This window comes from Streptomyces sp. SP17BM10 (genome assembly GCF_036322405.1).
GTDB lineage: Bacteria > Actinomycetota > Actinomycetes > Streptomycetales > Streptomycetaceae > Kitasatospora.
Genome location: NZ_JAQYXB010000661.1, coordinates 250952 through 271733 on the forward strand (window position 1 = coordinate 250952; position 20782 = coordinate 271733).

The following is a 20782-nucleotide window of genomic DNA, read 5'->3' on the forward strand; positions in this document are numbered from 1 at the left end:
GCAGAACGCGAGCGGATACGCAGGCCGGCACGGGAAACACGAACCGGGGAGGAACGTGCGCGAGTTCACCACCCCGGCCCTGGCCGTGCCCGAGGCCGCCGGAGGACTCGCCGACTCGCTCTACGACACCGCCGAACGCACCCCCGCCCTCCCCCAACTCGCCCTGCGCACCGCCGACGGCCAGTGGCAGGACGTCACCGCCCGCGAGTTCCGCGACGAGGTCCTCGCCCTCGCCAAGGGCCTGCTCACCCGGGGCGTGCGCTACGGCGACCGGGTCGCCCTGATGTCCCGCACCCGCTACGAGTGGACGCTCTTCGACTACGCGCTCTGGTCGATCGGCGCGATCACCGTCCCCGTCTACCCCACGGCCGCGCCCGAGCAGGTGCGCTGGATCCTCGCCGAGACCCAGGCGGTCGCCTGCCTGGTCGAGGACGAGGACGCCGCGATGACCGTCGGCGCGGTCTGCGACGCCCTGCCCGACCTCAGCGGCATCTGGCAGCTCGACCGCGACTGCGTCGGCGCGATCACCGAGGACGGGCGCGGCGTGCCCGACGCCCTCGTGCACCGCCAGCGCCTCGGCGTCGCCGCCTCGAACATCGCCACCGTCGTCTACACCTCCGGCACCACCGGACGCCCCAAGGGCTGCCTCATCACCCACGCCAACCTGGCCGCCGAGGCCGACGCCCTGCTCGGCGGCTGGAGCGACGTCTTCCGCGACCCCTCCGGCGGCCAGCCCTCCACCCTGCTCTTCCTCCCCCTCGCGCACGTCTACGGGCGCGCCGTGCAGGTCGCGGCGATGCGCGGCGGCTTCCGGATCGGCCACGTCCCCGAGGTCTCCACCGACGCCCTGCTGCCCGCCCTGTCCTCCTTCCGGCCCACCTTCCTGCACGCCGTCCCGTACGTCTTCGAGAAGATCTTCCAGCAGGCCCGGCGCACCGCCGAGGACGCCGGACGCGGCGAACTCTTCGAGCAGGCCCGGCAGGTGGCCGTCGACTGGGCGGCGGCCAGGGAGCAGAAGGTGTTCGGCCGCGGCCCCGGACCGAGCCCCCGCCTGCGGCTGCGCCACCTCGCCTACGAGCAGACCCTCTACCCGCGGCTGCGCGCCGTCCTCGGCGGCCGGGCGCGCAGCATCGTGTGCGGCGGCTCGTCGCTGCGCCGCGAACTCGCACTGTTCTTCACCGGCGCCGGCTTCCAGCTGTACGAGGGCTACGGGCTGACCGAGACCTCCGCCGCGATCACCGCCAACCCGACCGGGCGCCAGAAGCTCGGCACGGTCGGCCGGCCGATCCCCGGCGCCTCGGTGGCGATCGCGGACGACGGAGAGGTGTGGGTGCGCGGCGGGTCCGTGTTCGCCGGCTACCTCAACCACCCGCGCTGCACAGCGGAGTCGCTGCACGACGGCTGGTTCGCCACCGGGGACCTCGGCCACCTCGACGAGGACGGGTACCTCACCATCACCGGCCGCAAGAAGGACCTGATCGTCACCAGCAGCGGCAAGAACCTCGCCCCGGCCGCGCTGGAGGAACGGGTCTCGGCGCACCCGCTCGTCTCCCAGTGCCTGGTGGTCGGCGACGACCGCCCGTACATCGCCGCGCTGATCACGCTCGACCCGGCCGCCCTGGCGCACTGGCTGCGCACGAACGGACGCCAGCAGCTGGACCCGTGGGCGGCGCTCGCGGACGAGCGCCTGCACGCCGAGATCCAGCGCGCGGTGGCGGCGGCGAACACGGCGGTGTCTCGGGCCGAGTCGATCCGCGCATTCCGGCTGCTGCCGCGGGAGTTCGGACTCGACCAGGGGTTGCTGACGCCGTCGTTGAAGCTGCGGCGGGCGGCGATCGCCGAGCACTACGCGGCGGACATCGAGGAACTGTACGTCCCCTGACGTCTCGTCTTGTCCGTTTTGCCGCCGCGTAGTTGATACGGGCGGTTGACCGTTCCGTTCGGCGGGATTCCCTTGACGGACCGATTGGTCCAGTCCATTGTTTCTCCTCGGCCCGAGTGCGGCGCGCCACCTACCGCTCCCGCCCCTCGGGGAGCGCCCCGGTTCGACGGTTCCAACATTCGACGGTTCACCGTTTCGACGTTCCGACGGCTCGACGGCTCGACGGCTCGACGGCTCGACGGCTCGACGGCTCGACCGTCACCGCTCCCGTCACGCCCTCCCCACGGGCGTGCTTCCCCCACACGCAGGAGTCTTCCCGTGTCCCTGTCCGCGCACTTGTCCACGCGCCTGACGGCGCGCCTGTCCGCACTGGCGGCATCCGTGGCGCTCGTCGCCGCCGCTGCTCCGGTGGCGACCGCCGCCGCTCCCGCCTCCACACCCGCCGCCCCGGTCGTCAACCTGGTCACCAACCCCGGGTTCGAGCTGCCTGCGCCCAACCTGTCCGACTGGGGCGCCATCGCCGGCTGGAACTGCACGGGTGGCCCGGCCGAGGCGGCCGTCACCACCACCGCCGCCCCACACGGAGGCACCTCCGCGCTCACCGTCGCCCCGGCGAACGCGGACTCCACCGGCGAGTGCGCGCAGACCGTCTCCGTCCAGCCGAACACCACGTACACGGCCTCCGCCTGGGTGCGCGGCAGCTTCGTGTACCTGGGGGCGACCGGCACCGGCCACGACGTCGCCCCCGCCTGGACGGAGAGCACGGGCGGCGGCTGGCAGCAGCTCACCACCCAGTTCACGACCGGCCCGAACGCGCGCAGCGTCCGTCTCTACGTCCACGGCTGGTACCAGGAGGGCCCGTTCTCCGTCGACGACGTGCACGTCGACGGACCGGCACCCGCCCCGGCCACGCCCCTCGGGTCCGTGCCCACCACCGACAAGGTGGTCTTCTTCACCGTCGACGACGGCTGGACCCGCACCCCCGAGGCGGAGAAGTTCATCGCCGACAACCAGCTGCCGATCACGGCCTTCCCGCTGCCGATGCCCGCCGGCACCGACCCCGGTTTCTTCCAGCGCGTCACCGCCGCGCCCGGCTCCTCCATCCAGGACCACAGCGTCTCCCACACCGACCCCACCACGCTCACCCTCGCCCAACAACAGGTCGAGATCTGCGACGCCCGCGACGCCATGACCCGCGCCTTCGGCACAGCGCCGACCGTCTTCCGCCCGCCCTATTTCGCCTGGAACGCCGACACCCTGCAGGCCGCCGCCAACTGCGGCATGCGCACCGTCCTCACCGCCGACGCCGACTTCAGCTGGGGCACCTCCAACATCTGGCACCCGGGCGCCCTCCAGCCCGGCGACGTCGTCCTGATGCACTGGACCGACACCCTCGCCACCGACCTCCCCCGCGCCCTCGCCGCCGCCCGGGCCGCCGGCCTCAAGCCCGCCGGACTGATCGACTACCTGCACTGACCCGCTCGCCGTGCGCGGCCGCCCCCTCTCTCGACCCGAGCTTTCTCGACCCGAGCTTTCTCCGCCCGAGCTTTCTCCGCCCGGGGAAGGGGCGGCCGCGTCACTCGACTCGGCTGCTGATCTTGCTCGTTGACAGGGCACCTGCCGCGTGGCTCTAATGGGGGCGTGCAGCGCGGCGTCGGCCACAGAGCAGTGGGCCGGCCGGCAGCCGAGCCAGCACCTCACTCCGAGGGACGATGCGCGATGAGCACTTTCTCCGCTGCCCTGATCTGACGTACGCGGCCACCCGTGGTGTCCGCGTACGCGTGTGCTTCGCGGCGCTCGCGTGTGGCCTTGACTCCTCTACTCATTCGGAGACTTCACCACACACGTATGCCTATTTCCTTCAACCAGAATGTCATTGACGAGTTCCGCGCCAACGGCGGGAAGGTCGGCGGGCCGTTCGAGGGCGGCGACCTGCTGCTCCTCACCACCACCGGGGCCCGGTCGGGCCAGCCGCACACCGTCCCGCTGGGGTACGTCCGGGAGGAGGGTGAGCTCGTCGTCATCGCGTCGGCCGGCGGCGCGCCGGACGATCCACACTGGTACCGCAATCTGCTCGCCAATCCCGTCGTCCGGGTCGAGCTCGGCACGGAGACCTTCGACTCGATCGCGGTGCCGACGGAGGGAGCGCGGCGGGAGCGGCTGTTCGCCGCCGTCGTGCGGATCGCGCCGGGGTACGGCGACTACCAAGCCCGTACGGAGCGCGAGTTGCCGGTCGTCGTCCTGGAGCGACCCGAAACGCCCACACGGGAGGTGCTCAGCCTCGCCGACAAGCTGCTGGAGGCGCACACTTGGCTGCGGGCACAGCTCCGGTACGTCCGCGAGGAGGCGCAGGCGCACGTCGCGGGGCGGCGGGCGAGCCTCGGGCTCCAAATGCGGCAGCATTGCCTGGCGTTCTGCGAGGGGCTGACGCACCACCACCGGGGCGAGGACGCGGCGATCTTCCCGGCGCTGGCGCGCAGCCATCCCGAACTGGCCGGGACACTGGACGCCTTGGGCGAGCAGCACCGCGCCATCGGGAGGATCAAGGACGAGCTGGTCGCACTGTTGGCCGCGGTCGAGGCCGAGCAGCCGGAGCGACTGCGGGCCGACGTGGAACGGATGGCGGCGGAGCTGGAGGCCCACCTCGCGTACGAGGAGGCCGAGCTACTGCCGGCGCTCGCCGGGATTCCATTCCCGCCGGTGGGCTGAGCCCCCGGGGTGCGCAAACAGATGACAGATAACAGATTTCGAAATCTGTCATCTGTCATCTGTCACTTCTAACCCGTCAGGCGTCACCGGCCGGACGAAGCCCGTCGCCCGGCCGGTGGCGACCGTCAGGACTGGGAGAAGACCGGCAGGTACCCGTATGCCTGGCCCGAGGAGTTCGGGTGGTAGCTCTCGTCGACGGGCCACGTGGTGCTGTGGAGCCAGGTGTCCAGCGAGCCGCAGATCTCGTGCCCGCTGAAGACGTCCCGCACGTCGGCGAAGGTGAAGCCGGCGTTCGCGGCGCGCTTGGCGATGACGCCGTCGAGCACGTCGGCGGCCTCGTTGATGGCGGACCGCTTGGTGTCGCCGATGCCGAAGATGCAGCTGCCGCCGATCTGGTACAGGTGCGGGTACCCGAGGACCACGACGTGCGCATTGGGCGCCTTGGCGTGGATCGTCGAGTAGACCCGGTCGAGCTGGGCGGGCAGGGTGTTCTGGGCGTAGGCCTCACCGGCCGCGACCGAGCTGAGGCATGAGCTCTCGGAGCCGAGCACGCAGGTCTGCATGGTACTGGCGAAGCCGGCGTCATTGCCGCCGATGGTGATGCTGACCAGCGTGGTCGAGGAACTCAGGGCGGAGACCTGGCTGCTGAGGACGTCTCCGGTTCTCGCCCCCGAGCAGGCGACGAAGCTGAAGGAAGACGGCGAGTTGGCACTCTGCCAGAGGTACGGATAGGCGTTGGTGCTCCGCTTGCAGCTGCCGCTGTCGCTGAGGTAGCTGCCTGAGCCGACACCTGCGGAGTACGAGTCCCCGAGGGCGACGTAGTTGACGGCGTCCGCGCTCGCGGATGTGGCCGCGAAGAGCGTGGTGAGCGTGAGCAGCGCCGCTATCGCGGTGGCGGCCATGGCACGGGTGGGGCGCAGCATGAAACCTCCTGGCGTGATGTGGGTCACAGATTTGATACCAGGCGGTAGCAAGCTCGGGAAGCGGTCATGCCAAGGATATTGACGGTCAGTCTGACTACGCTGAAGTGAACTCCTCTTCACATAGCGCGTATCGGCGCTGCTCAGCGCCGGTGCACGCGTGCACGCACCAGGCGGACGCCGACGAACGCGCTTTGGCCGGCCTTAAGCGCGGGCTTGAGCCCGGTCTTGAGTCCAGACTTGGGTCCGGACTGGGTCCAGGCGTGCGTCGAGGCATGAGCGACGCGTAGAGCAGAGCCTCGAAAGGTGCTCAGAGAAGCACGCAGGGGTGCGCGGGTGGCCGACGACGAGCCTCAGTGCCCCGAATAGACGGTGCCTGGGAAGACCTCGCAGCCCTCCATCGGCAGTTCCTCGATCGTCTCGTTCGCGGCCGCGGGCACGCCGAACCACCGGACGGCGCACGTGACGGCCGCGCGCGCCTGACGCAGTCCCGGCTCGCCCCAGCCCAGGAGCTCGACCGCGAGCCCGGGCGCGACGAGCAGGCGCCGGTAGTGCCGGCCGGACGCCGGGTCGGCCGCGCTCGGGCCGACCGCCCGCAGCGCCGCGGCCATCCGTACCCGGGCGCACTCGTTCCCGCCGTTCGCGGAGCCGACCCGGTCGTAGAGATAGCCGAGGTAGTACGGCCGGCCGATCACGGCCTGGGCCTCCTCGGCGGCCTCCCTGGCCAGGGCGGAGGCCGGGTCGCCGGCGTCCTCCGGTTCGAGGGAGCCGCCGGGCAGCGAGCAGATGCCGTCCCGGGGGTTGACCAGGGTCAGCACCCGGCCGTCGGGGGCGAACAGCCACCCCCACGACTGCTTGACCGGCAGCCCCTCGGGCACCTGCTCGCCCGGTCGCCACGGCCACCCCGCGGAGGGACGCCGGCGCACCCTGCCGAGCAGCTCGGCGATCTCCGCGCTGTACTCGATCCGGCTCATGCGTCCCCCCTTCGGTGTCGGGCTCGGCCGGGACCGACGGGGCGCGGGGCGGACCTGCGGAGCGCGGTGCTGGGCGGAGCGGCAGGAGCGGCGGCGTGGGGTGCCGCGCACTCCTGCTGTTGATCTTTCCCGAAATCTTCCCCGAACAGGCGGTCGATGAACAGTCCCCAGCGCCGCTTGGTGGACGCGGAAGCCGAAATGCCCTGGTCAGCCCAGCGGCTCACCTCCGCCCTCGGCGCCGTCGTCAGGGCGCTCCCCGGCCCGGCCGCCCCCGGCCGAACCATCGCCGGGCGAACCGTCGCCCACCGGGCCCTCGCCGGGCGGAGTGCCGCCCACCGGGCCGTCGCCGAGCGGAGGGCCGCCCGAGCCGCCACCGGCGGGTCCCTCCCACGGCGCGGAGCGGCCCGGGAAGGGCGGAAGGGGGAACGGCGGCAAGGGGAATCCGGGCCTCGGGAGCACCCCACGCGGGAACGGCACGCCCCGCCCGACCGTGTCGGCCAGCTCGTCGAACACCTCGTGCGCGCTCATCGGCCGCAGCCGGCCGCGCACCAGCGCCCAGCCCCGCACCGGCGGCCCCTCGGGTCCGCCGTCGCCGTGCAGCAGCAGCGCGCCGTCGCCCGCGACGGCCACGCCCGCCGCCAGCGTCACGCAGAACGCCTCCGTGTCCCGGCCGCCCGGAAAGAGCATGCCCGCCTCGACGCACAGCTCGGCCGCCGCGGTGAGCTGCTCGCCGTCCTCCGGGCCGTGGCAGCGCAGCGTCAGGAGGTGGAACCCCTCGCCCGCGCCCTCGGCCAGCGCCACGAACACCGTCGTGGCGTACCGCATGACGGCCACCAGCCGGCGCTGCCCCGCGTCGTCGTCACCGACCGCCTCCAGGAGGACGGCGCAGGCGAAGGACATCCGCACCCTGGCCCGGTGGTCCTCCAGCAGCAACGGGACCAGCTCGGCCAGCGGCTCCCCCGCATAGACGAAGGGTTCGCCGGCGAGCTCGGGGTCGCCCGCGTACGCGACCCGGGCGGCGGCCGTGCCCGGGTCGAGGCCGAAGGCGTCGCAGTAGTCCGCGTAGTCCTCGGCCTCCATGACCCGCAGGTGCACCTCCACGCCCTGCCGGCGCAGCCCCCGCAGCAGGTCCTCCGTCAGCCGCAGGTACTCCCGGTGCGTGAGGCCGCCGAACAAGCCGTGCGCGGCCAGCCCGGCGAAGTCCGCGGCCCTCGCCGGGACCGCCAGGGCCACCGGCACCGGTGGCGGAGCCCCGCGCGCCCGGCCGCGGTGCCGCCTCCCCCGGGCTCCGGCCCCGCCACCGCCGTCCCCGCCGCCCGGCGGGCGCCCGCCGCCGGACCCGCCGGGCCCGGCGCCACCACGCCCGGGCGCGTTCGCCCGGGGCGCGCTCCGGCGAGGTCCGCCCGCGCGCGGCCCGTCCCCGCCGGGGCGGTTCGACCGCGCCGCCGACGGGCGCGCTCGCGACCGCCCGCGCGCCCTCCACGCACCACACGCTCCCGTGAGCGTCTCCGCGAGCGACCGCGAGCACCGCCCGTGGAGCAATCCCGACACCAAAACCCGCACCGACATGCCGTACTCCTCTCCCCGACTCTCCCCGACCCGCTCGGAGTCCTTCCGGCCGGCCACACCGACCGACCACGGACGGGACCGTCCGCGACGAGGAACATACACACCGTCACTGACAATCGGCCGTGCGCGACCGGTCGGACCGCCCCGGGACAGCCGGGTCCACAGTTCCGGCCGGGATTGTCGGTGCCGGCGGTTAGGGTCGGGGACCATGCGACTGCTGCATACCTCCGACTGGCACCTGGGGCGCTCGTTCCACCGGGAGAGCCTCCACGACGCCCAGCGCGCGTTCCTCGACCACCTGGTGGCGGTCGTCGAGGAGCAGCGCGTCGACGCCGTCCTGGTCGCCGGGGACGTGTACGACCGGGCGCTGCCGGGGCTGGAGGCGGTCGCGCTGTTCGACGACGTGCTGAACCGGCTGGCCGCACTCGACGTGCCGACGGTGTTCATCAGCGGCAACCACGACTCCGCCCGGCGGCTCGGCGTCGGCGCCCGGCTGATCGGTCGCGCCGGGATCCACCTGCGCACCGATCCGGGAGGGTGCGCCGACCCGGTGCTGCTGGCGGACGAGCACGGCCCGGTGGCGGTCTACGGGCTGCCGTACCTGGAGCCGACGCTCGTGCGCGAGGGCTTCGGGCTGGAGCGCGGCGGGCACGCGGCCGTGCTCGGCGCCGCGATGGACCGGGTCCGGGCGGACCTCGCCACCCGGCCGGAGGGCACGCGCGCGGTGGTCCTGGCGCACGCCTTCGTCACCGGCGGCACGCCCAGCGACAGCGAGCGCGACATCGCGGTCGGTGGGGTCGCGGCCGTGCCGGCCTCGGTGTTCGACGGCGTGCACTACGCCGCGCTCGGCCACCTGCACGGCTGCCAGACGCTCGCCCCGCACCTGCGCTACAGCGGTTCCCCGCTCGCCTACTCCTTCTCCGAGGCCAAGCAACGCAAGAGCACGTGGCTGGTGGACCTCGCCGCCGACGGCTCCGTCACCGCCGAGCGCGTCTACTGCCCGGAACCTCGACCCCTCGCCCCGCTGCGCGACACGCTCGAAGCCCTGCTCACCTCCGACACGTACACGAAGGACGAGCAGTCGTGGGTGCAGGCCACCCTGACCGACGCGGCCCGCCCGAGCGAGCCGATGGAACGCCTGCGCCGCCGTTTCCCCCACACGCTGCAGCTGCTGTTCGACCCCGAGGAGACGCCGGCGCAGCCATCGCAGTCGTACGCGGCCCGGGTCAGCGGGCGGGCCGATCTGGAGATCGCGGAGGGCTTCCTGCGGCACGTGCGCCCGGGCACCGATCCGGACGAGGACGAACTCGACTGGCTGCAGGCCGGGTTCGAGAGCGTGCGGCAGAGCTCCGAGCGGAAGGCGGACCTGCCCCGATGAGGCTGCACCGGCTCACCGTCACCGCCTTCGGCCCCTTCGCGGGTGCCGAGACGGTCGACTTCGACGCGCTCGCCGCCGGCGGGCTGTTCCTCCTGCGCGGCTCGACCGGCGCGGGAAAGAGCAGCGTGCTGGACGCGGTCTGCTTCGCCCTCTACGGCGACGTGCCCGGCAGCCGCCGGGCCAACCGCCTGCGCAGCGACCACGCCGACCCGCACCGCCTCACCGAGGTCCGGCTTGAACTGACGATCGGCGGCCGGCGGCTGCAGATCACCCGGCTCCCGGAGCAGCGGCGGCCGAAGAAGATCGGCTCCGGCACGACCGTCGAGCGGGCGCAGACCCTGCTTCGCGAATGGGCCGCGGACACCGGCGACGGCACCCCGGGCTGGCGGGCGCTCAGCAAGTCGCACCAGGAGGCCGGCGAGGAGATCCACCGGCTCGTCGGCATGAACCGCGACCAGTTCTGCCAGGTCGTCCTGCTGCCACAGGGCGACTTCGCGCGCTTCCTGAAGGCGGACTCGGAGGAACGCGGCAAGCTGCTGCGGCGGCTGTTCGACACCGAGCGGTTCCAGCACGTCGAGGCGTGGCTGGCCGAGCAACGGCGCGCCCAGGAGGTGGCCGTCCAAGCCGGTCGGCGCAGGCTGCGCGACCTCGCGAGCAAGGCCGAGCAGGCGGCCGGGCCCGGCGCCGAGCAGGCCGACGGCTGGGTGCCCGCCGACGACGACCGCGCCGAGCTCACGGAAGGCGTGCTCGGATGGGCGGCGATCCTGCGCGCCGGCGCGGCCGAGCAGCAGGCCGTCGCGGACGCCGCCCTCGCGGGCGCCGAGGCGGCCCACCTGGAGGCCCAGCGCGAGCGCGAGGCCGCCGAGGAACTGTCCGGGCGCCAGCAGCGCCACCGCCAGGCCCGCCAACGGGCCGAGCGGCTCGCCGAGTTCGAACCGGAGGTGGCGCGCGACCGGCAGCGGCTGGCGGCGGCGCAGGCGGCCGTCGGCGTGGAGTCGGCGCTGCGCCTGCGGGAGCACGCCGCCGAGGCGCACGGCCGTGCGCAGGAGGCCGAGCGCAGGCACCGGGCCGCGCTGGCCGGGGACGCCCGCGAACCCGCGACCGCGGGGCTCGGCGAGGCCGACACCGCCGGACTGGTCGATGCCGAACAGCGGTTGCGGGCCGAGGTGGTCCGTCTCGAGGCCGCCCAGGCCGACGAGCGGCGTTGCGTCGAACTCGCCCGGGAGCAGCGGGCCACCGACGAGGAGCGGCTGCGCGCCGAGGACCTCGCCGAGGAGGCCGAGGACTGGCTCGCCGAGTTCGACGGCCGGCTGGTCCGCCTCCAGGAGGAGCAGACCGCGGCACGCGAGGCCGGAGCCCGCGTCGAGCAACTGGACGCACGGCGCGTCGAGCTGGCCGCCCGGCTGAAGGCGGCCCGGGAACGAGACGGTCTGCGGGCCGAGATCACCGCTGCCGAACCCCACGTGCACGACCTGCGTGCAGCCGCCCTCGACGCCCGCGAGCACAGCCAGGACCTCCGCGAGCGCCGGCTGGTCGGCATGGCCGCCGAGCTGGCCGAGCAGCTGCGGACCGGCGAGGCCTGCCGGGTCTGCGGCTCGCCCGAGCACCCGGCACCCGCCCTGTCCGCCCCCGGCGAGCGCGTCAGCGCGGCCGACGAGGACCGGGCCCGCGCCGCCCAGAGCGCCGCCGAGCAGGCCGCGGAGGCCGCCGACCAGGCCCTCACCGCGCTGCGGGTCCGCGAGGCGACGGCCACCGGAGCGGCCGGACCGGACGACGCCCGCACCGTCGCCGACGCCCTCGCCGCGCTGGACCTCGAACACCACGAGGCCCTGCGGGCCGCCGAGGCGCTCGGCCGGGTCGAGCGGGAGATCGCCCGGCTCACCGACGACCGCGCCCGCCGCCACGACGAACTGCGCGAGGCCCGCGAACGCGGCGCCGTCCTCACCGACCGCCTCCAGGCCCTCGGCACCGAACAGCGGGAGTTCGCGGCCCGGGTGGCCGCCGCCCGTGGCGAGGCCTCCTCCGTCGCCGAACGGGCCGCGGTCCTCACCCGGCTCGCCGACGGCGTCGCGGCGGCGGTCACGGCGGTCCGCGCCCGCGCGGAGGCGGCGGCCAGGCTGGACGACGCCGAGGCCGAACTCGCCAAGGCCGCCGCCGCGGCCGGGTTCCCGAGCGCCGACGACGCCCTCGCCGTCCTGCTCCCCCGCGAACTACGCGAGCAGCTGGAGGCCCGACTGGACCGGCACCGCGCCGAACTCGCCTCCGTCGAGCGCGAACTCGCGCTGCCCGAGCTCGCCGCGGCCGCGGAGCGAGCGGACGTCGACCTGCCCGCCGCCCAGGCCGCGCTCGACACCGCCACCACACGGCTGCGCCACGCCCACGCCGCCCAGGCCGCGGCCGGCGAGCGCCGTACGGCACTGACCGCCATCGGTGCACAACTCGCCGCCCTGGCCGAGGAACTGGCACCGGCGCTGGTCCGCTTCGAGCGGATCAACCGGCTCGCCGCGCTCGCCGCCGGCACCTCCACCGAGAACCGGCTGCGGATGCGCCTGGAGTCCTACGTCCTGGCAGCCCGGCTGGAGCAGGTGGCGGCGGCGGCGAGCGACCGGCTGGTCCGGATGTCCGGAGGCCGCTACACCCTCGTCCACAGCGACGACCGCGGCACCGGCAACAAGCGCTCGGGGCTCGCCCTGCGCGTCGTCGACGCGTGGACCGGCACCGAGCGCGACACCGCGACCCTCTCCGGCGGCGAGAGCTTCTTCGCCTCGCTCGCCCTCGCCCTCGGCCTCGCCGACGTCGTCACCGACGAGGCGGGCGGCATGCCGCTGGACACGCTCTTCATCGACGAGGGCTTCGGCACGCTCGACGAGCAGACGTTGGAGGAGGTCATGGACGTCCTCGACGGGCTGCGCGAACGCGACCGGGCCGTCGGCATCGTCAGCCACGTCGCCGACCTGCGCACGCGCATCCCGGCCCAGTTGCTGGTCCGCAAGGGGCGGCACGGATCGACGCTCGCCCTGGCCGGGCGGGAGGACGCCTGAGGCCCGTCCTCGGGGCGGCCTCAGCCCGAGCAGGCGATCCGCTGGGCCTGCTGCCAGGCGCAGACCGGGCAGAGCGTCGTACCCGGGTGGTCGGCGGGCAACTCTGTCGGCTCGCCGCACAGGACGCAGTCGGCACGCGGACCGGTCACCGCCGGGTCGTGCACCAGGGCGGCCCCGGCACCATCAGCAGGGGGCAGCGCGCAGACGGCCGTGTCCTCATGCGTCTCCGTATCGCTCATGTCGCCTTCCTACTCCTCGTGCCTGGTGTGCGGCAAGGCGGGGAGACGGCAGGTGACGGCTGGCAGGCGGGCGGGCGACAGACGACGGCGAACAGATGACAGATTTCAATATCTGTTATCTGTTCGCTGTCATCTGTCGCCCCCCGTCTCCCGCCGAGCGCCACCCGTACTCCTCAGCCGCCCCTCAGCCGCCCCTCCCCCGCCGCCATCCACCCCCGAGTACCCCCGCTACGGTGACCCCATGGGCCGAGATCTCCACCAGCGCCTCACCGCCGCCCGTGCTGCCGCACCGACGTATCCCGAGGTCGGGGCCACCCGGGGCGGGCCGCTCCCCGCCGGGTACGCGCACCTGCGCCGCCGAGTGCACCTGGGCCACGGTCCCGACGTGCTGGAGCGGGCCGGCCGGTACGTCCTCGGCTGGGGAAGTCAGCTGGGCACCGGCTTCGCCGTCCATCCGCACGCACCCGCCGCCGAAGGGGCCACGGTCCTACTGCGGATCGCCCTGCCCGCCAGCCGGTGGCCGCGTCTCGTCATCCCGTGCCGCGTCGTGTGGACGGTGGCCGAGCCGGACCGGATCGGCTTCGCCTACGGCACGCTGCCCGGCCACCCCGAGTGCGGCGAGGAGTCGTTCCTGGTGTCGATGGACGCCGACGGCGAGGTGTGGTTCGAGGTGGCCGCCTTCTCCCGGCTCGCCGCCTGGTACGCCCGCCTGGGCCGTCCGGTCGCGGCGCTGTGCCAGTACCTGGCCATCGAGCGCTACCTCGCCGCCGTCGCATCCAGCGTCTGACGCCCGCTCAACCGCCCAGGAAGGACAGCCGCACGGTCCGGCGCGGATTGTCCCCGTTCGTGTCGACCAGGACGACCGACTGCCAGACTCCGAGCGCGAGTTGCCCGCCGATCACCGGCAGGGTCGCGTGCGGGGCGACCAGTCCGGGCACCACGTGGTCCCGCCCGTGGCCCGCGCTGCCGTGGCGGTGGCGCCAGCGGTCGTCGGCGGGAAGCAGGTCGCGCAGGGTGGCGAGGAGGTCGTCGTCGCTGCCGGAGCCGGTCTCGAGGACGGCGATGCCGGCGGTGGCGTGCGGGACGAAGACGTTGAGCAGGCCGTCGCGGCCGGCGGCCCGCTCGGTCAGGAACGAGGCGCAGCGGTCGGTGATGTCGAGCGCGACCTCGCGGCTGCCGGTGGTGATCTCGAAGGTGGTGGTCTGGAAGGGGCTGGTGGGGTGGGAGTGGATGTTGTCCGCCATGGGCGCCATCCTGCCGGAAGCTGTCAGCTGGTTGGCGCAAGCGCCACCGGAACGGACACCCCGCGCCCAAGGAGTTCCCGGCCGAGGGACACTCCCCGGCCATCCGAAGCTCATCAGCCCCCCGGACCTCCCCGCAGGCCCCCAGGTACGACGAAGACCCGACGGTCCTCGTGGTCCGCCGGGCCGGGTGCCGGGGCGCGGGTCGGTCCGGAGGCCGTGAGGCCCCGGGTCCTAGCCGCGACTGCCGAACAGGCTCCGCCGCAGCCGGCGCAGGGGCGCCAGCAGCGACACCCGTACGTGACGGCGCGGCGACGCCGGGGCACTGGCGCCGCGCGGCGTCAGCTCCCTTATCAGCCCGAGCGCCTCGGCGGTGTCCACCGCCGGGACGGCGGGCGCGCCGAGCACGGCCAGGTGTCGTTCGATCCGTCGGCCGGTCGCGCCGACACCGCACTGGATCGCCGGCACACGGGGCCGAGTCCGCACTTGCATGTGTTCCATCAGTTTTCCCACCCCTACGAGGCGCCAGGGCCGTGAGGCGAAGACTATCCGTGACGGACGGCCTTCGCGCAACCGTCCATGGTGTTGTGCCACCGTATCGTGCGGCGTCAACTGACGATGCACCAGGGGCCACCCGGACCGGTCACGACTAGGCATCAATGATGGGTGCACGACCGGCCGCGCGTCAGCGGTTTCCGGAGGTACGGACCCGGCGCCCGGTCGCGAGGCACGCGCCCGCGCACGGGATCATCGGGGGCACCCGGCGGCGCGGACGGTATATAGGGGTCGCGAGGGGACGGCGGAGAGGCCACGGGACCGGGGCCGAACAACTAGGGCCGGACAGGGGCGGGAGGGGGCCGGACAGGGGTCGCCTCGGAGAGCGGACCACCGGCACCATGGTTATCACCCCACCGGGGCGATCACCGAATTGGATCATTCATGAAGTGAACACATTCGAGGGATTGACTCCGGGGAAACCTCCAAGCAATATCTCCTTCTACGCACAGGGCTCGCACGTTGCCCAACTGCGTGTTCGAATGATGAAGGACTCCGGCTCCCCCGAGCCACTGCCCGGCCGCCTCGACGCTGCGGTGGCCAGGCTCGGACGGGTGCCCGGACCGGCGGCCGGCCGTAGAGGGTCGGCCGGGCCGCCACCAGGCTGCCGGTGCCGCCCCCATCAGGGCCCGGCACCGGCGGCTCCGGCTCAGGCTCCGGCCCCAGGGCCGAGCCCCGCCCACCCCGTCCGCAACCGCGCCGGAGCCCCTCCACCCCCGACTGAAGCCCAGCTCAGAGGTCACGTCCGGGCGGTCGGTAGACTCGGCCAGCGTGTCACTCCTCCTCAGCATCGTGCTCCCGGTCCACGGCGTGGAGCGGTTCCTCCCGCGCTGCCTCGACTCGATCCTCGGCGACACCCCCGCCGCGGAGTCGCGCTTCGAGGTGATCGCGGTCGACGACCTCTCCCCCGACGGCTGCGGCGCGATCCTGGACGAGTACGCCGCCCGCGACCCGCGCCTGCGGGTCCTGCACCTCACCGAGAACCAGGGCCTCGGCGGCGCCCGCGCGGCCGCCCTGCCGCACGTGCGCGGCGAGTACGTCTGGTTCGTCGACAGCGACGACTGGCTGCCGGAGCGGACCGTCAGCGTGATCCTGGACGAGGTGCGCCACGAGGGCCGCCAGGCCGTCCCCGCCGACGTGCTGATCACCGACTTCACCCACGTCTACCCGGACGGCGCGACCGAGCCCAACCCGTGGCGCCACGTCCTGCTCGGCTCCCCGCTCGTCGAGGGCTGCACGCTCGCCGAGCACCCGGCGCTGTTCCAGACCGTGATGTCCGTGTGGAACAAGGTGTTCCGCCGCGCGTACCTGGAGGACCTCGGCGTCGCGTTCGGGCGCGGCTACTACGAGGACATCTCGGTCACCTACCCGGCACTGCTCGCCGCCGAGCGGCTGCGCTACGTCGACCGCCCCTGCTACGTCTACCGCCGCAACCGGGACGGCGCGATCACCGCGACCGCCTCCCCCAAGCACGCCGACGTGTTCGCCCAGTACGACGCGATCTTCGCGTTCCTCGACCGCCCGGACCGCCCCGGCCGGCCCGTCCCGACGTCGCTGCGCACACTGGTCTTCGACCGGACCGTCCGTCAGGCGCTCAACGTCTACGACACCCCGGGGCTCGTACCGGTCGAGCGGCGCAAGGACTTCTTCCACGGCATCTCCCGGCACTTCGCCCACCACCGCCCGGACGGCTACCAGTTCCCCGGCGGCGTGCGCGGCGTGCAGTACCGGCTGGCGGCGCGCGGCGCGCGGATCGCGTACGCGGAGCTGCGCCGCACCGGGCGCCTGCCGCGCGAACTCAAGCGCAGCGCACGGGCGGTGGCGCCGGCGGTGCGCCAGGGGGTGCGCAGCGGCGCCCGGTTCACCGCGTACAACGCGTTCCGCCGGCTGCCGCTGGACGACAACCTCGCGGTCTACGCGGCGTACTGGCACCGGGGTTACGCGTGCAGCCCGGCCGCGATCTACGAGAAGGCGAAGGAACTCGTCCCGGAGATCCGGGGGGTGTGGGTAGTGGAGAACCGCGCGCAGGGCGCGGCCATGCCGGCCGGGGTGCCGTACGTGATCGTCAACACCCCCGCCTACCTCAAGGTGATGGCGACCGCCCGGTACTTCGTCAACAACGTCAACTTCCCGCACACGATGGCCAAGCGGCCGGGCACGGTGCACGTCCAGACCCAGCACGGCACGCCGCTGAAGGCGATGGGGATGGACCTGCGGGACCGTCCGGAGGCCGCCGGCGGGATGGACTTCGACCGGCTCCAGGAAGCCGTCGACCGCTGGGACTTCCTGGTCTCCTCCAACCCGCACACCAGCGAGCACTTCGCCCGTGCCTTCCCCGGCCGCTACGAGATGCTCGACACCGGCTACCCGCGCAACGACCGCCTGGCCAACGCCACCCCGGACGAGGTGCGGGCGATGCGCGAGCGGATCGGTCTGCGCCCGGGTCGCACGGCCGTGCTGTACGCGCCGACGCACCGCGAGGGCCAGGGCGGCTACGTGCCGCTGCTGGACGTGAAGGACCTGGCCCGGAGGCTCGGCCCGTCGTACACGCTGCTGGTGCGCACGCACTACTTCCACACCACCGGTCCGGGGGACCTGGACGCGGGCGAGGACGCGGCGGAGATCGTCGACGTCTCGGCGCACCCGGCCGTCGAGGACCTCTACCTGGCGGCGGACGTGCTGGTGACGGACTACTCGTCGATGATGTTCGACTACGCCGTCCTGGACCGGCCGATCGTCGTGTTCGCGCCGGACTGGGACGAGTACCGGCGGGTGCGCGGCGTGTACTTCGACCTGTTCGCGGAGCCGCCGGGCGCGGTCACGGTGGACGCGGACGGACTGGCCGAGGCGCTGCTCGCGGGCGACGCGGACCCGGCGGCACGGGCGCGGTTCCGGGAGAAGTTCTGCCCGTGGGACGACGGCGGGGCGGCGGAGCGGGTGGTGCGGCGGGTGTTCCCGGTCTCCGGCTGACGGACGGGTGGCGGAGGAGTGGGAGAACGACTGACAGCCGACGGATAACGAATAACAGATAACAGATTTCGAAATCTGTTATCTGTTATCTGTCAGCTGTCAGTCGTCGGCCGTCAGCCGCCCGCCCGCAGGCCCGGCGTCCGACCGGGCCGGTGCCGCCGATACGGCGACCGGCCCCGTCGTGGCGGGCTCAGCCCCGGCGGGCGGCCAGGAACTCGTCGAAGGTCAGGAAGCCCTGGTGGTGGGTGTCCATGGCGTGGACGAGCGCCTCGGCCATCGACAGCGTCACGTCGTGGTCGCCCATCTCGTTCGCGACCAGCGCGTACTCGGCCGGAGTGATCTTGCCGTCGCCGTTCTTGTCGAAACGGTCGAAGAGCGCCTTGATCTCCTCGGTGCTCTGCATGGTTGCCCTCCTGGGAACTGCGGGTTGTGCGGTGTTCGGACGGGCGTACCCTACCCGTCCCGGACGCACCGTCCGTGGCGCGGGCCACGCACTCGGGGAGTGGACGGGCGGCGGGGCCGGTGGCGTAGTCTGCGGAACCGATACCGGCCCGGGCACCTCCCGGGCGCTCGTTCGTCCAGGGAGGGACCATGCTCGATCTCGTCACCAGGCTGGTGCTGAAACCCGTCTCGCGCGGCATCTGGCGGCCGGTCATCGAGGGTGTCGAGAACGTGCCGCGCAAGGGCGGGGTCATCCTCGCCAGCAACCACCTGTCGTTCATCGACAGCGTGGTGATCCCCCTGACCGCCCCGCGCCGGGTCCACTTCCTCGCCAAGGCCGAGTACTTCACCGCCCCGGGCCTCAAGGGCCGCCTCTCCAAGGGCTTCTTCGAGGCGATCGGCGCCGTGCCGGTCGAGCGCGGCACCTACCGCTCCGCCCAGGCCTCCCTGGAGTCGGCGCTGGAGATCCTGGAGGACGGCAAGGCCTTCGGCATCTACCCCGAGGGCACCCGTTCGCTCGACGGCCGCCTCTATCGCGGCAAGACCGGCGTCGCGTGGCTCGCGCTGACGGCGGGCGTGCCCGTCGTACCGGTGGCGCTGGAGGGCCCGGAGCAGATCCTGCCGGTGGGCAAGCGGGTGCCGCGCCTCGAGAAGGTGACCGTCCGCTTCGGCGAGCCGCTGCACTTCGACGACCTGCACGGGCAGGCCCGCTCGGCCAAGGCCCGCCGCCACGTCACCGACGAGGTGATGGCGGCGATCCAGCGACTGTCCGGCCAGGAGGTCGCGGAGGGCTACAACGAGGCGCCGAAGGCGGCCTAGCCGCGGCCCCGGATCTCGAAGGCCGCGCAACGGCCGGTCAGACGCGCCCCAGGACCGCCGGTTCCGGGGCGTCCGGCGCCTGGGGCGCCTCGCGGCGCAGCAGGGCCGCGTACCGACCGTCCAGCGCCACCAGTTCGTCGTGGGTGCCGAGTTCGACGACCGCGCCGTGGTCGAGGACGGCGATCTGGTCGGCGCCGCGCACGGTGGAGAGCCGGTGGGCGATGGTGATCGTGGTGCGGCCGGCGGCGAGGGTGTCGACGGCCTCCTGGACGGCGCGCTCGGTGCGGTTGTCGAGCGCGCTGGTGGCCTCGTCGAGGATCAGGACGGGCGGGTTGCGCAGGATCGTGCGGGCGAGGGCGAGGCGCTGCTTCTCGCCGCCGGAGAAGCGGTAGCCGCGTTCGCCGACCAGGGTGTCGTAGCCCTCGGGCAGGCCGGCGATGGTGTCGTGGACCTGGGCCGCGCGGGCGGCCTCGACGAGTTCGTCGTCGGTGGCGTCCGGCTTGGCGAAGCGCAGGTTCTCGGCGACGGAGGCGTGGAAGAGGTACGTCTCCTGGGAGACGACGCCGACGGCGCGGGCGAGGGTGTCGAAGGAGAGGTCACGCACGTCCTCGCCGTCGATGGTCACGCGCCCGCCGGTGACGTCGTAGAGCCGGGGGACGAGGTAGCTGAGGGTGGTCTTGCCGGAGCCGGTCTCGCCGACCACGGCGAGCGAGCTCCCGGCCGGGACGGTGAGGTCGATCCCGGTGAGCGTGGGGCGCTCCTGACCGCCGTCGTAGCGGAAGTCGACGCCCTCGAAGCGGACCTCGCCGCGGATGCGGTCCAGGGTCACGGGCCGCGGCCGTTCGGCGATCTCGACCGGCAGGTCGAGGTACTCGAAGATGCGCTGGAACAGCGCGAGTGAGGTCTGGACGTCGACGCCGGTGGAGAGCAGGCCGACGGTCGGGCGGAACAGGCCCTGCTGGAGCGTGGTGAAGGCGACCAGGGTGCCGACCGAGACGATCGGCGCGCCGCCGGCGGCGGTCAGTCCGGCCGCCCAGTAGATGACGGCGGGCATGGCGGCCATCACGATCTGGATGGTGTTCATCCGCCAGCGCCCGGCCATGCTGGCCCGCACCTCCAGGTCGGCGAGGCGGTCGGACTGCTCGGTGAACTCCCGCGCGAGGGAGCCGGAGCGGCCCATCGTGCGTCCGAGCAGGATGCCGCTCACCGACAGCGACTCCTGGACCGCCGAGCTCATCGCGGCCAGCTGCTTCTGCCGCTCGGTGGTGATCTTCTTGCGTTCGTTGCCGACCCGGCGGCTGATCCAGACGAACAGCGGGAGCAGGAGCAGCGAGACGACGGTCAGCCGCCAGTCGAGCGCGACCATCGCGACGACGGAGGCGACGACGGCGGTGAAGTTGGAGACCAGGCTGGTGGCGGTGGACGTCACCGTGGACTGCATGCCGCCGATGTCGTTCGCGATCCGGGACTGCACCTCGCCGGTACGGGTGCGGGTGAAGAAGGCGAGGGACTGGCGCTGGAGGTGGCCGTAGACGGCGGTGCGCAGGTCGTGCATGACGCGCTGGCCGACGGTGGTGGAGATCAGCGTCTGGAGGACGTTGAACACGCTGTTCACGACGGCGGCGGCGATCATGCCGAGCACGAGCAGGCTCAGCAGGCCGGTGCGGCCGTGCGGGATCGCGGTGTCGAGGACGGCGCGCAGCAGGAACGGCGAGACGACCGAGACGACGGCGGAGGCGCCGACCAGCAGTCCGACGGCGGCGAGGCGACCCGCGTAGGGGCGGAAGAGGGCGAGGATGCGCCGCCACTGCGCGGGCGGGCGGGGCTCGCCCTCGTCGCGCGGGGGCGGGGTCCAGTCGATTCTGTCGGGCCTCAAGGGCGGACCTCCGGGGGTTTGGCGGTCGGGCAGCCGACAGCATAGCGAGAATGGCTCATAGTTAGACAAGCTAATAGTGAGGGTAGCTCTATTCCCGCTGCCCGCCCCGCGTCCCGTCCGCCCACGCCGCCAGTGTGCTGCGGCCGGACGGGAGCCGGCCACCCCCGG

16 protein-coding genes are annotated in these 20782 nt (G+C 73.3%); 8 read left to right on the plus strand and 8 right to left on the minus strand.

Translation table 11 applies throughout. The features are described 5' to 3' along the window. The first annotated feature begins 55 nt into the window (after positions 1–55). From PUR71_RS31830 to PUR71_RS31840, 3 genes are all read left to right on the plus strand, one after another. On the plus strand, positions 56–1882 hold the full coding sequence (locus PUR71_RS31830; RefSeq protein ID WP_329930640.1) for an AMP-dependent synthetase/ligase: 1827 nt from the start codon (positions 56–58) through the stop codon (positions 1880–1882). A gap of 318 nt (positions 1883–2200) precedes the next feature. Beyond that, complete coding sequence (locus tag PUR71_RS31835) at positions 2201–3358, plus strand: polysaccharide deacetylase family protein (RefSeq protein ID WP_329930641.1); 1158 nt, start codon at positions 2201–2203, stop codon at positions 3356–3358. 372 nt (positions 3359–3730) lie between these two features. Further along, entirely contained in the window at positions 3731–4591 is an 861-nt protein-coding gene (locus tag PUR71_RS31840; RefSeq protein WP_329930642.1) for a nitroreductase/quinone reductase family protein, read from the plus strand. Positions 4592–4716: 125 nt separating this feature from the next. Here PUR71_RS31840 and PUR71_RS31845 read toward each other — a convergent pair whose 3' ends face one another. From PUR71_RS31845 to PUR71_RS31855, 3 genes are all read right to left on the minus strand, one after another. Further along, positions 4717–5493, minus strand: coding sequence for an SGNH/GDSL hydrolase family protein (locus tag PUR71_RS31845; protein ID WP_329930881.1), 777 nt, complete (start codon positions 5491–5493; stop codon positions 4717–4719). Positions 5494–5864: 371 nt separating this feature from the next. Then, complete coding sequence (locus tag PUR71_RS31850) at positions 5865–6485, minus strand: hypothetical protein (RefSeq protein WP_329930643.1); 621 nt, start codon at positions 6483–6485, stop codon at positions 5865–5867. A 207-nt stretch (positions 6486–6692) separates the two neighbouring features. Next, entirely contained in the window at positions 6693–7718 is a 1026-nt protein-coding gene (locus PUR71_RS31855; protein WP_329930644.1) for a hypothetical protein, read from the minus strand. Between the two features lie 544 nt (positions 7719–8262). Between PUR71_RS31855 and PUR71_RS31860 the strand changes: the two genes are divergently transcribed. Both PUR71_RS31860 and PUR71_RS31865 read left to right on the plus strand, forming a co-directional pair. Next, positions 8263–9432 carry an exonuclease SbcCD subunit D gene (locus PUR71_RS31860; RefSeq protein ID WP_329930645.1) on the plus strand — a complete coding sequence of 390 codons (1170 nt, stop codon included), beginning with the start codon at positions 8263–8265 and terminating at the stop codon, positions 9430–9432. Beyond that, a complete protein-coding gene (locus PUR71_RS31865; RefSeq protein ID WP_329930646.1) occupies positions 9429–12473 on the plus strand; it encodes an SMC family ATPase in 3045 nt (1014 codons plus the stop codon). Before PUR71_RS31860 ends, PUR71_RS31865 begins: the two co-directional genes overlap by 4 nt. 20 nt (positions 12474–12493) lie before the next feature. On the opposite strand, the gene PUR71_RS31870 is transcribed toward PUR71_RS31865, so the two are convergent. Beyond that, a complete protein-coding gene (locus tag PUR71_RS31870) occupies positions 12494–12712 on the minus strand; it encodes a hypothetical protein (RefSeq protein ID WP_329930647.1) in 219 nt (72 codons plus the stop codon). A 241-nt stretch (positions 12713–12953) separates the two neighbouring features. On the opposite strand from PUR71_RS31870, the gene PUR71_RS31875 reads away from it, so the two are divergent. Continuing rightward, complete coding sequence (locus PUR71_RS31875) at positions 12954–13499, plus strand: DUF1990 family protein (protein WP_329930648.1); 546 nt, start codon at positions 12954–12956, stop codon at positions 13497–13499. 7 nt (positions 13500–13506) lie between these two features. On the opposite strand, the gene PUR71_RS31880 is transcribed toward PUR71_RS31875, so the two are convergent. Together PUR71_RS31880 and PUR71_RS31885 are read right to left on the minus strand one after the other, a co-directional pair. Further along, positions 13507–13956 carry a YjbQ family protein gene (locus tag PUR71_RS31880; protein WP_329930649.1) on the minus strand — a complete coding sequence of 150 codons (450 nt, stop codon included), beginning with the start codon at positions 13954–13956 and terminating at the stop codon, positions 13507–13509. Between the two features lie 231 nt (positions 13957–14187). After that, entirely contained in the window at positions 14188–14454 is a 267-nt protein-coding gene (locus PUR71_RS31885; protein ID WP_329930650.1) for a hypothetical protein, read from the minus strand. Positions 14455–15279: 825 nt separating this feature from the next. Here PUR71_RS31885 and PUR71_RS31890 point away from each other — a divergent pair. Beyond that, on the plus strand, positions 15280–17478 hold the full coding sequence (locus PUR71_RS31890; RefSeq protein WP_329930651.1) for a bifunctional glycosyltransferase/CDP-glycerol:glycerophosphate glycerophosphotransferase: 2199 nt from the start codon (positions 15280–15282) through the stop codon (positions 17476–17478). Between the two features lie 190 nt (positions 17479–17668). On the opposite strand, the gene PUR71_RS31895 is transcribed toward PUR71_RS31890, so the two are convergent. Then, positions 17669–17881 (minus strand): EF-hand domain-containing protein, encoded by a 213-nt coding sequence (locus tag PUR71_RS31895; protein WP_329930652.1) that lies wholly within the window; start codon positions 17879–17881, stop codon positions 17669–17671. A 188-nt stretch (positions 17882–18069) separates the two neighbouring features. Here PUR71_RS31895 and PUR71_RS31900 point away from each other — a divergent pair, with 188 nt between their 5' ends. Continuing rightward, positions 18070–18738: a lysophospholipid acyltransferase family protein gene (locus tag PUR71_RS31900; RefSeq protein ID WP_329930653.1), complete on the plus strand. Its 669-nt coding sequence runs from the start codon at positions 18070–18072 to the stop codon at positions 18736–18738. A gap of 37 nt (positions 18739–18775) precedes the next feature. Here the strand turns inward: PUR71_RS31900 and PUR71_RS31905 are convergent, their stop codons facing one another. Next, positions 18776–20614, minus strand: a complete 1839-nt coding sequence (locus PUR71_RS31905) for an ABC transporter ATP-binding protein (RefSeq protein WP_329930654.1) — start codon at positions 20612–20614, stop codon at positions 18776–18778. Positions 20615–20782: the final 168 nt, after the last annotated feature.

What these genes read in the sequence shown, in the direction of transcription:
- PUR71_RS31840 (WP_329930642.1), top strand. Translation starts at nt 3,731, where the DNA reads ATGCCTATTTCCTTCAACCAGAATGTCATTGACGAGTTCCGCGCCAAC.
- PUR71_RS31845 (WP_329930881.1), bottom strand. Translation starts at nt 5,493, where the DNA reads ATGGCCGCCACCGCGATAGCGGCGCTGCTCACGCTCACCACGCTCTTC.
- PUR71_RS31850 (WP_329930643.1), bottom strand. Translation starts at nt 6,485, where the DNA reads ATGAGCCGGATCGAGTACAGCGCGGAGATCGCCGAGCTGCTCGGCAGG.
- PUR71_RS31860 (WP_329930645.1), top strand. Translation starts at nt 8,263, where the DNA reads ATGCGACTGCTGCATACCTCCGACTGGCACCTGGGGCGCTCGTTCCAC.
- PUR71_RS31865 (WP_329930646.1), top strand. Translation starts at nt 9,429, where the DNA reads ATGAGGCTGCACCGGCTCACCGTCACCGCCTTCGGCCCCTTCGCGGGT.
- PUR71_RS31870 (WP_329930647.1), bottom strand. Translation starts at nt 12,712, where the DNA reads ATGAGCGATACGGAGACGCATGAGGACACGGCCGTCTGCGCGCTGCCC.
- PUR71_RS31875 (WP_329930648.1), top strand. Translation starts at nt 12,954, where the DNA reads ATGGGCCGAGATCTCCACCAGCGCCTCACCGCCGCCCGTGCTGCCGCA.
- PUR71_RS31880 (WP_329930649.1), bottom strand. Translation starts at nt 13,956, where the DNA reads ATGGCGGACAACATCCACTCCCACCCCACCAGCCCCTTCCAGACCACC.
- PUR71_RS31885 (WP_329930650.1), bottom strand. Translation starts at nt 14,454, where the DNA reads ATGGAACACATGCAAGTGCGGACTCGGCCCCGTGTGCCGGCGATCCAG.
- PUR71_RS31895 (WP_329930652.1), bottom strand. Translation starts at nt 17,881, where the DNA reads ATGCAGAGCACCGAGGAGATCAAGGCGCTCTTCGACCGTTTCGACAAG.
- PUR71_RS31900 (WP_329930653.1), top strand. Translation starts at nt 18,070, where the DNA reads ATGCTCGATCTCGTCACCAGGCTGGTGCTGAAACCCGTCTCGCGCGGC.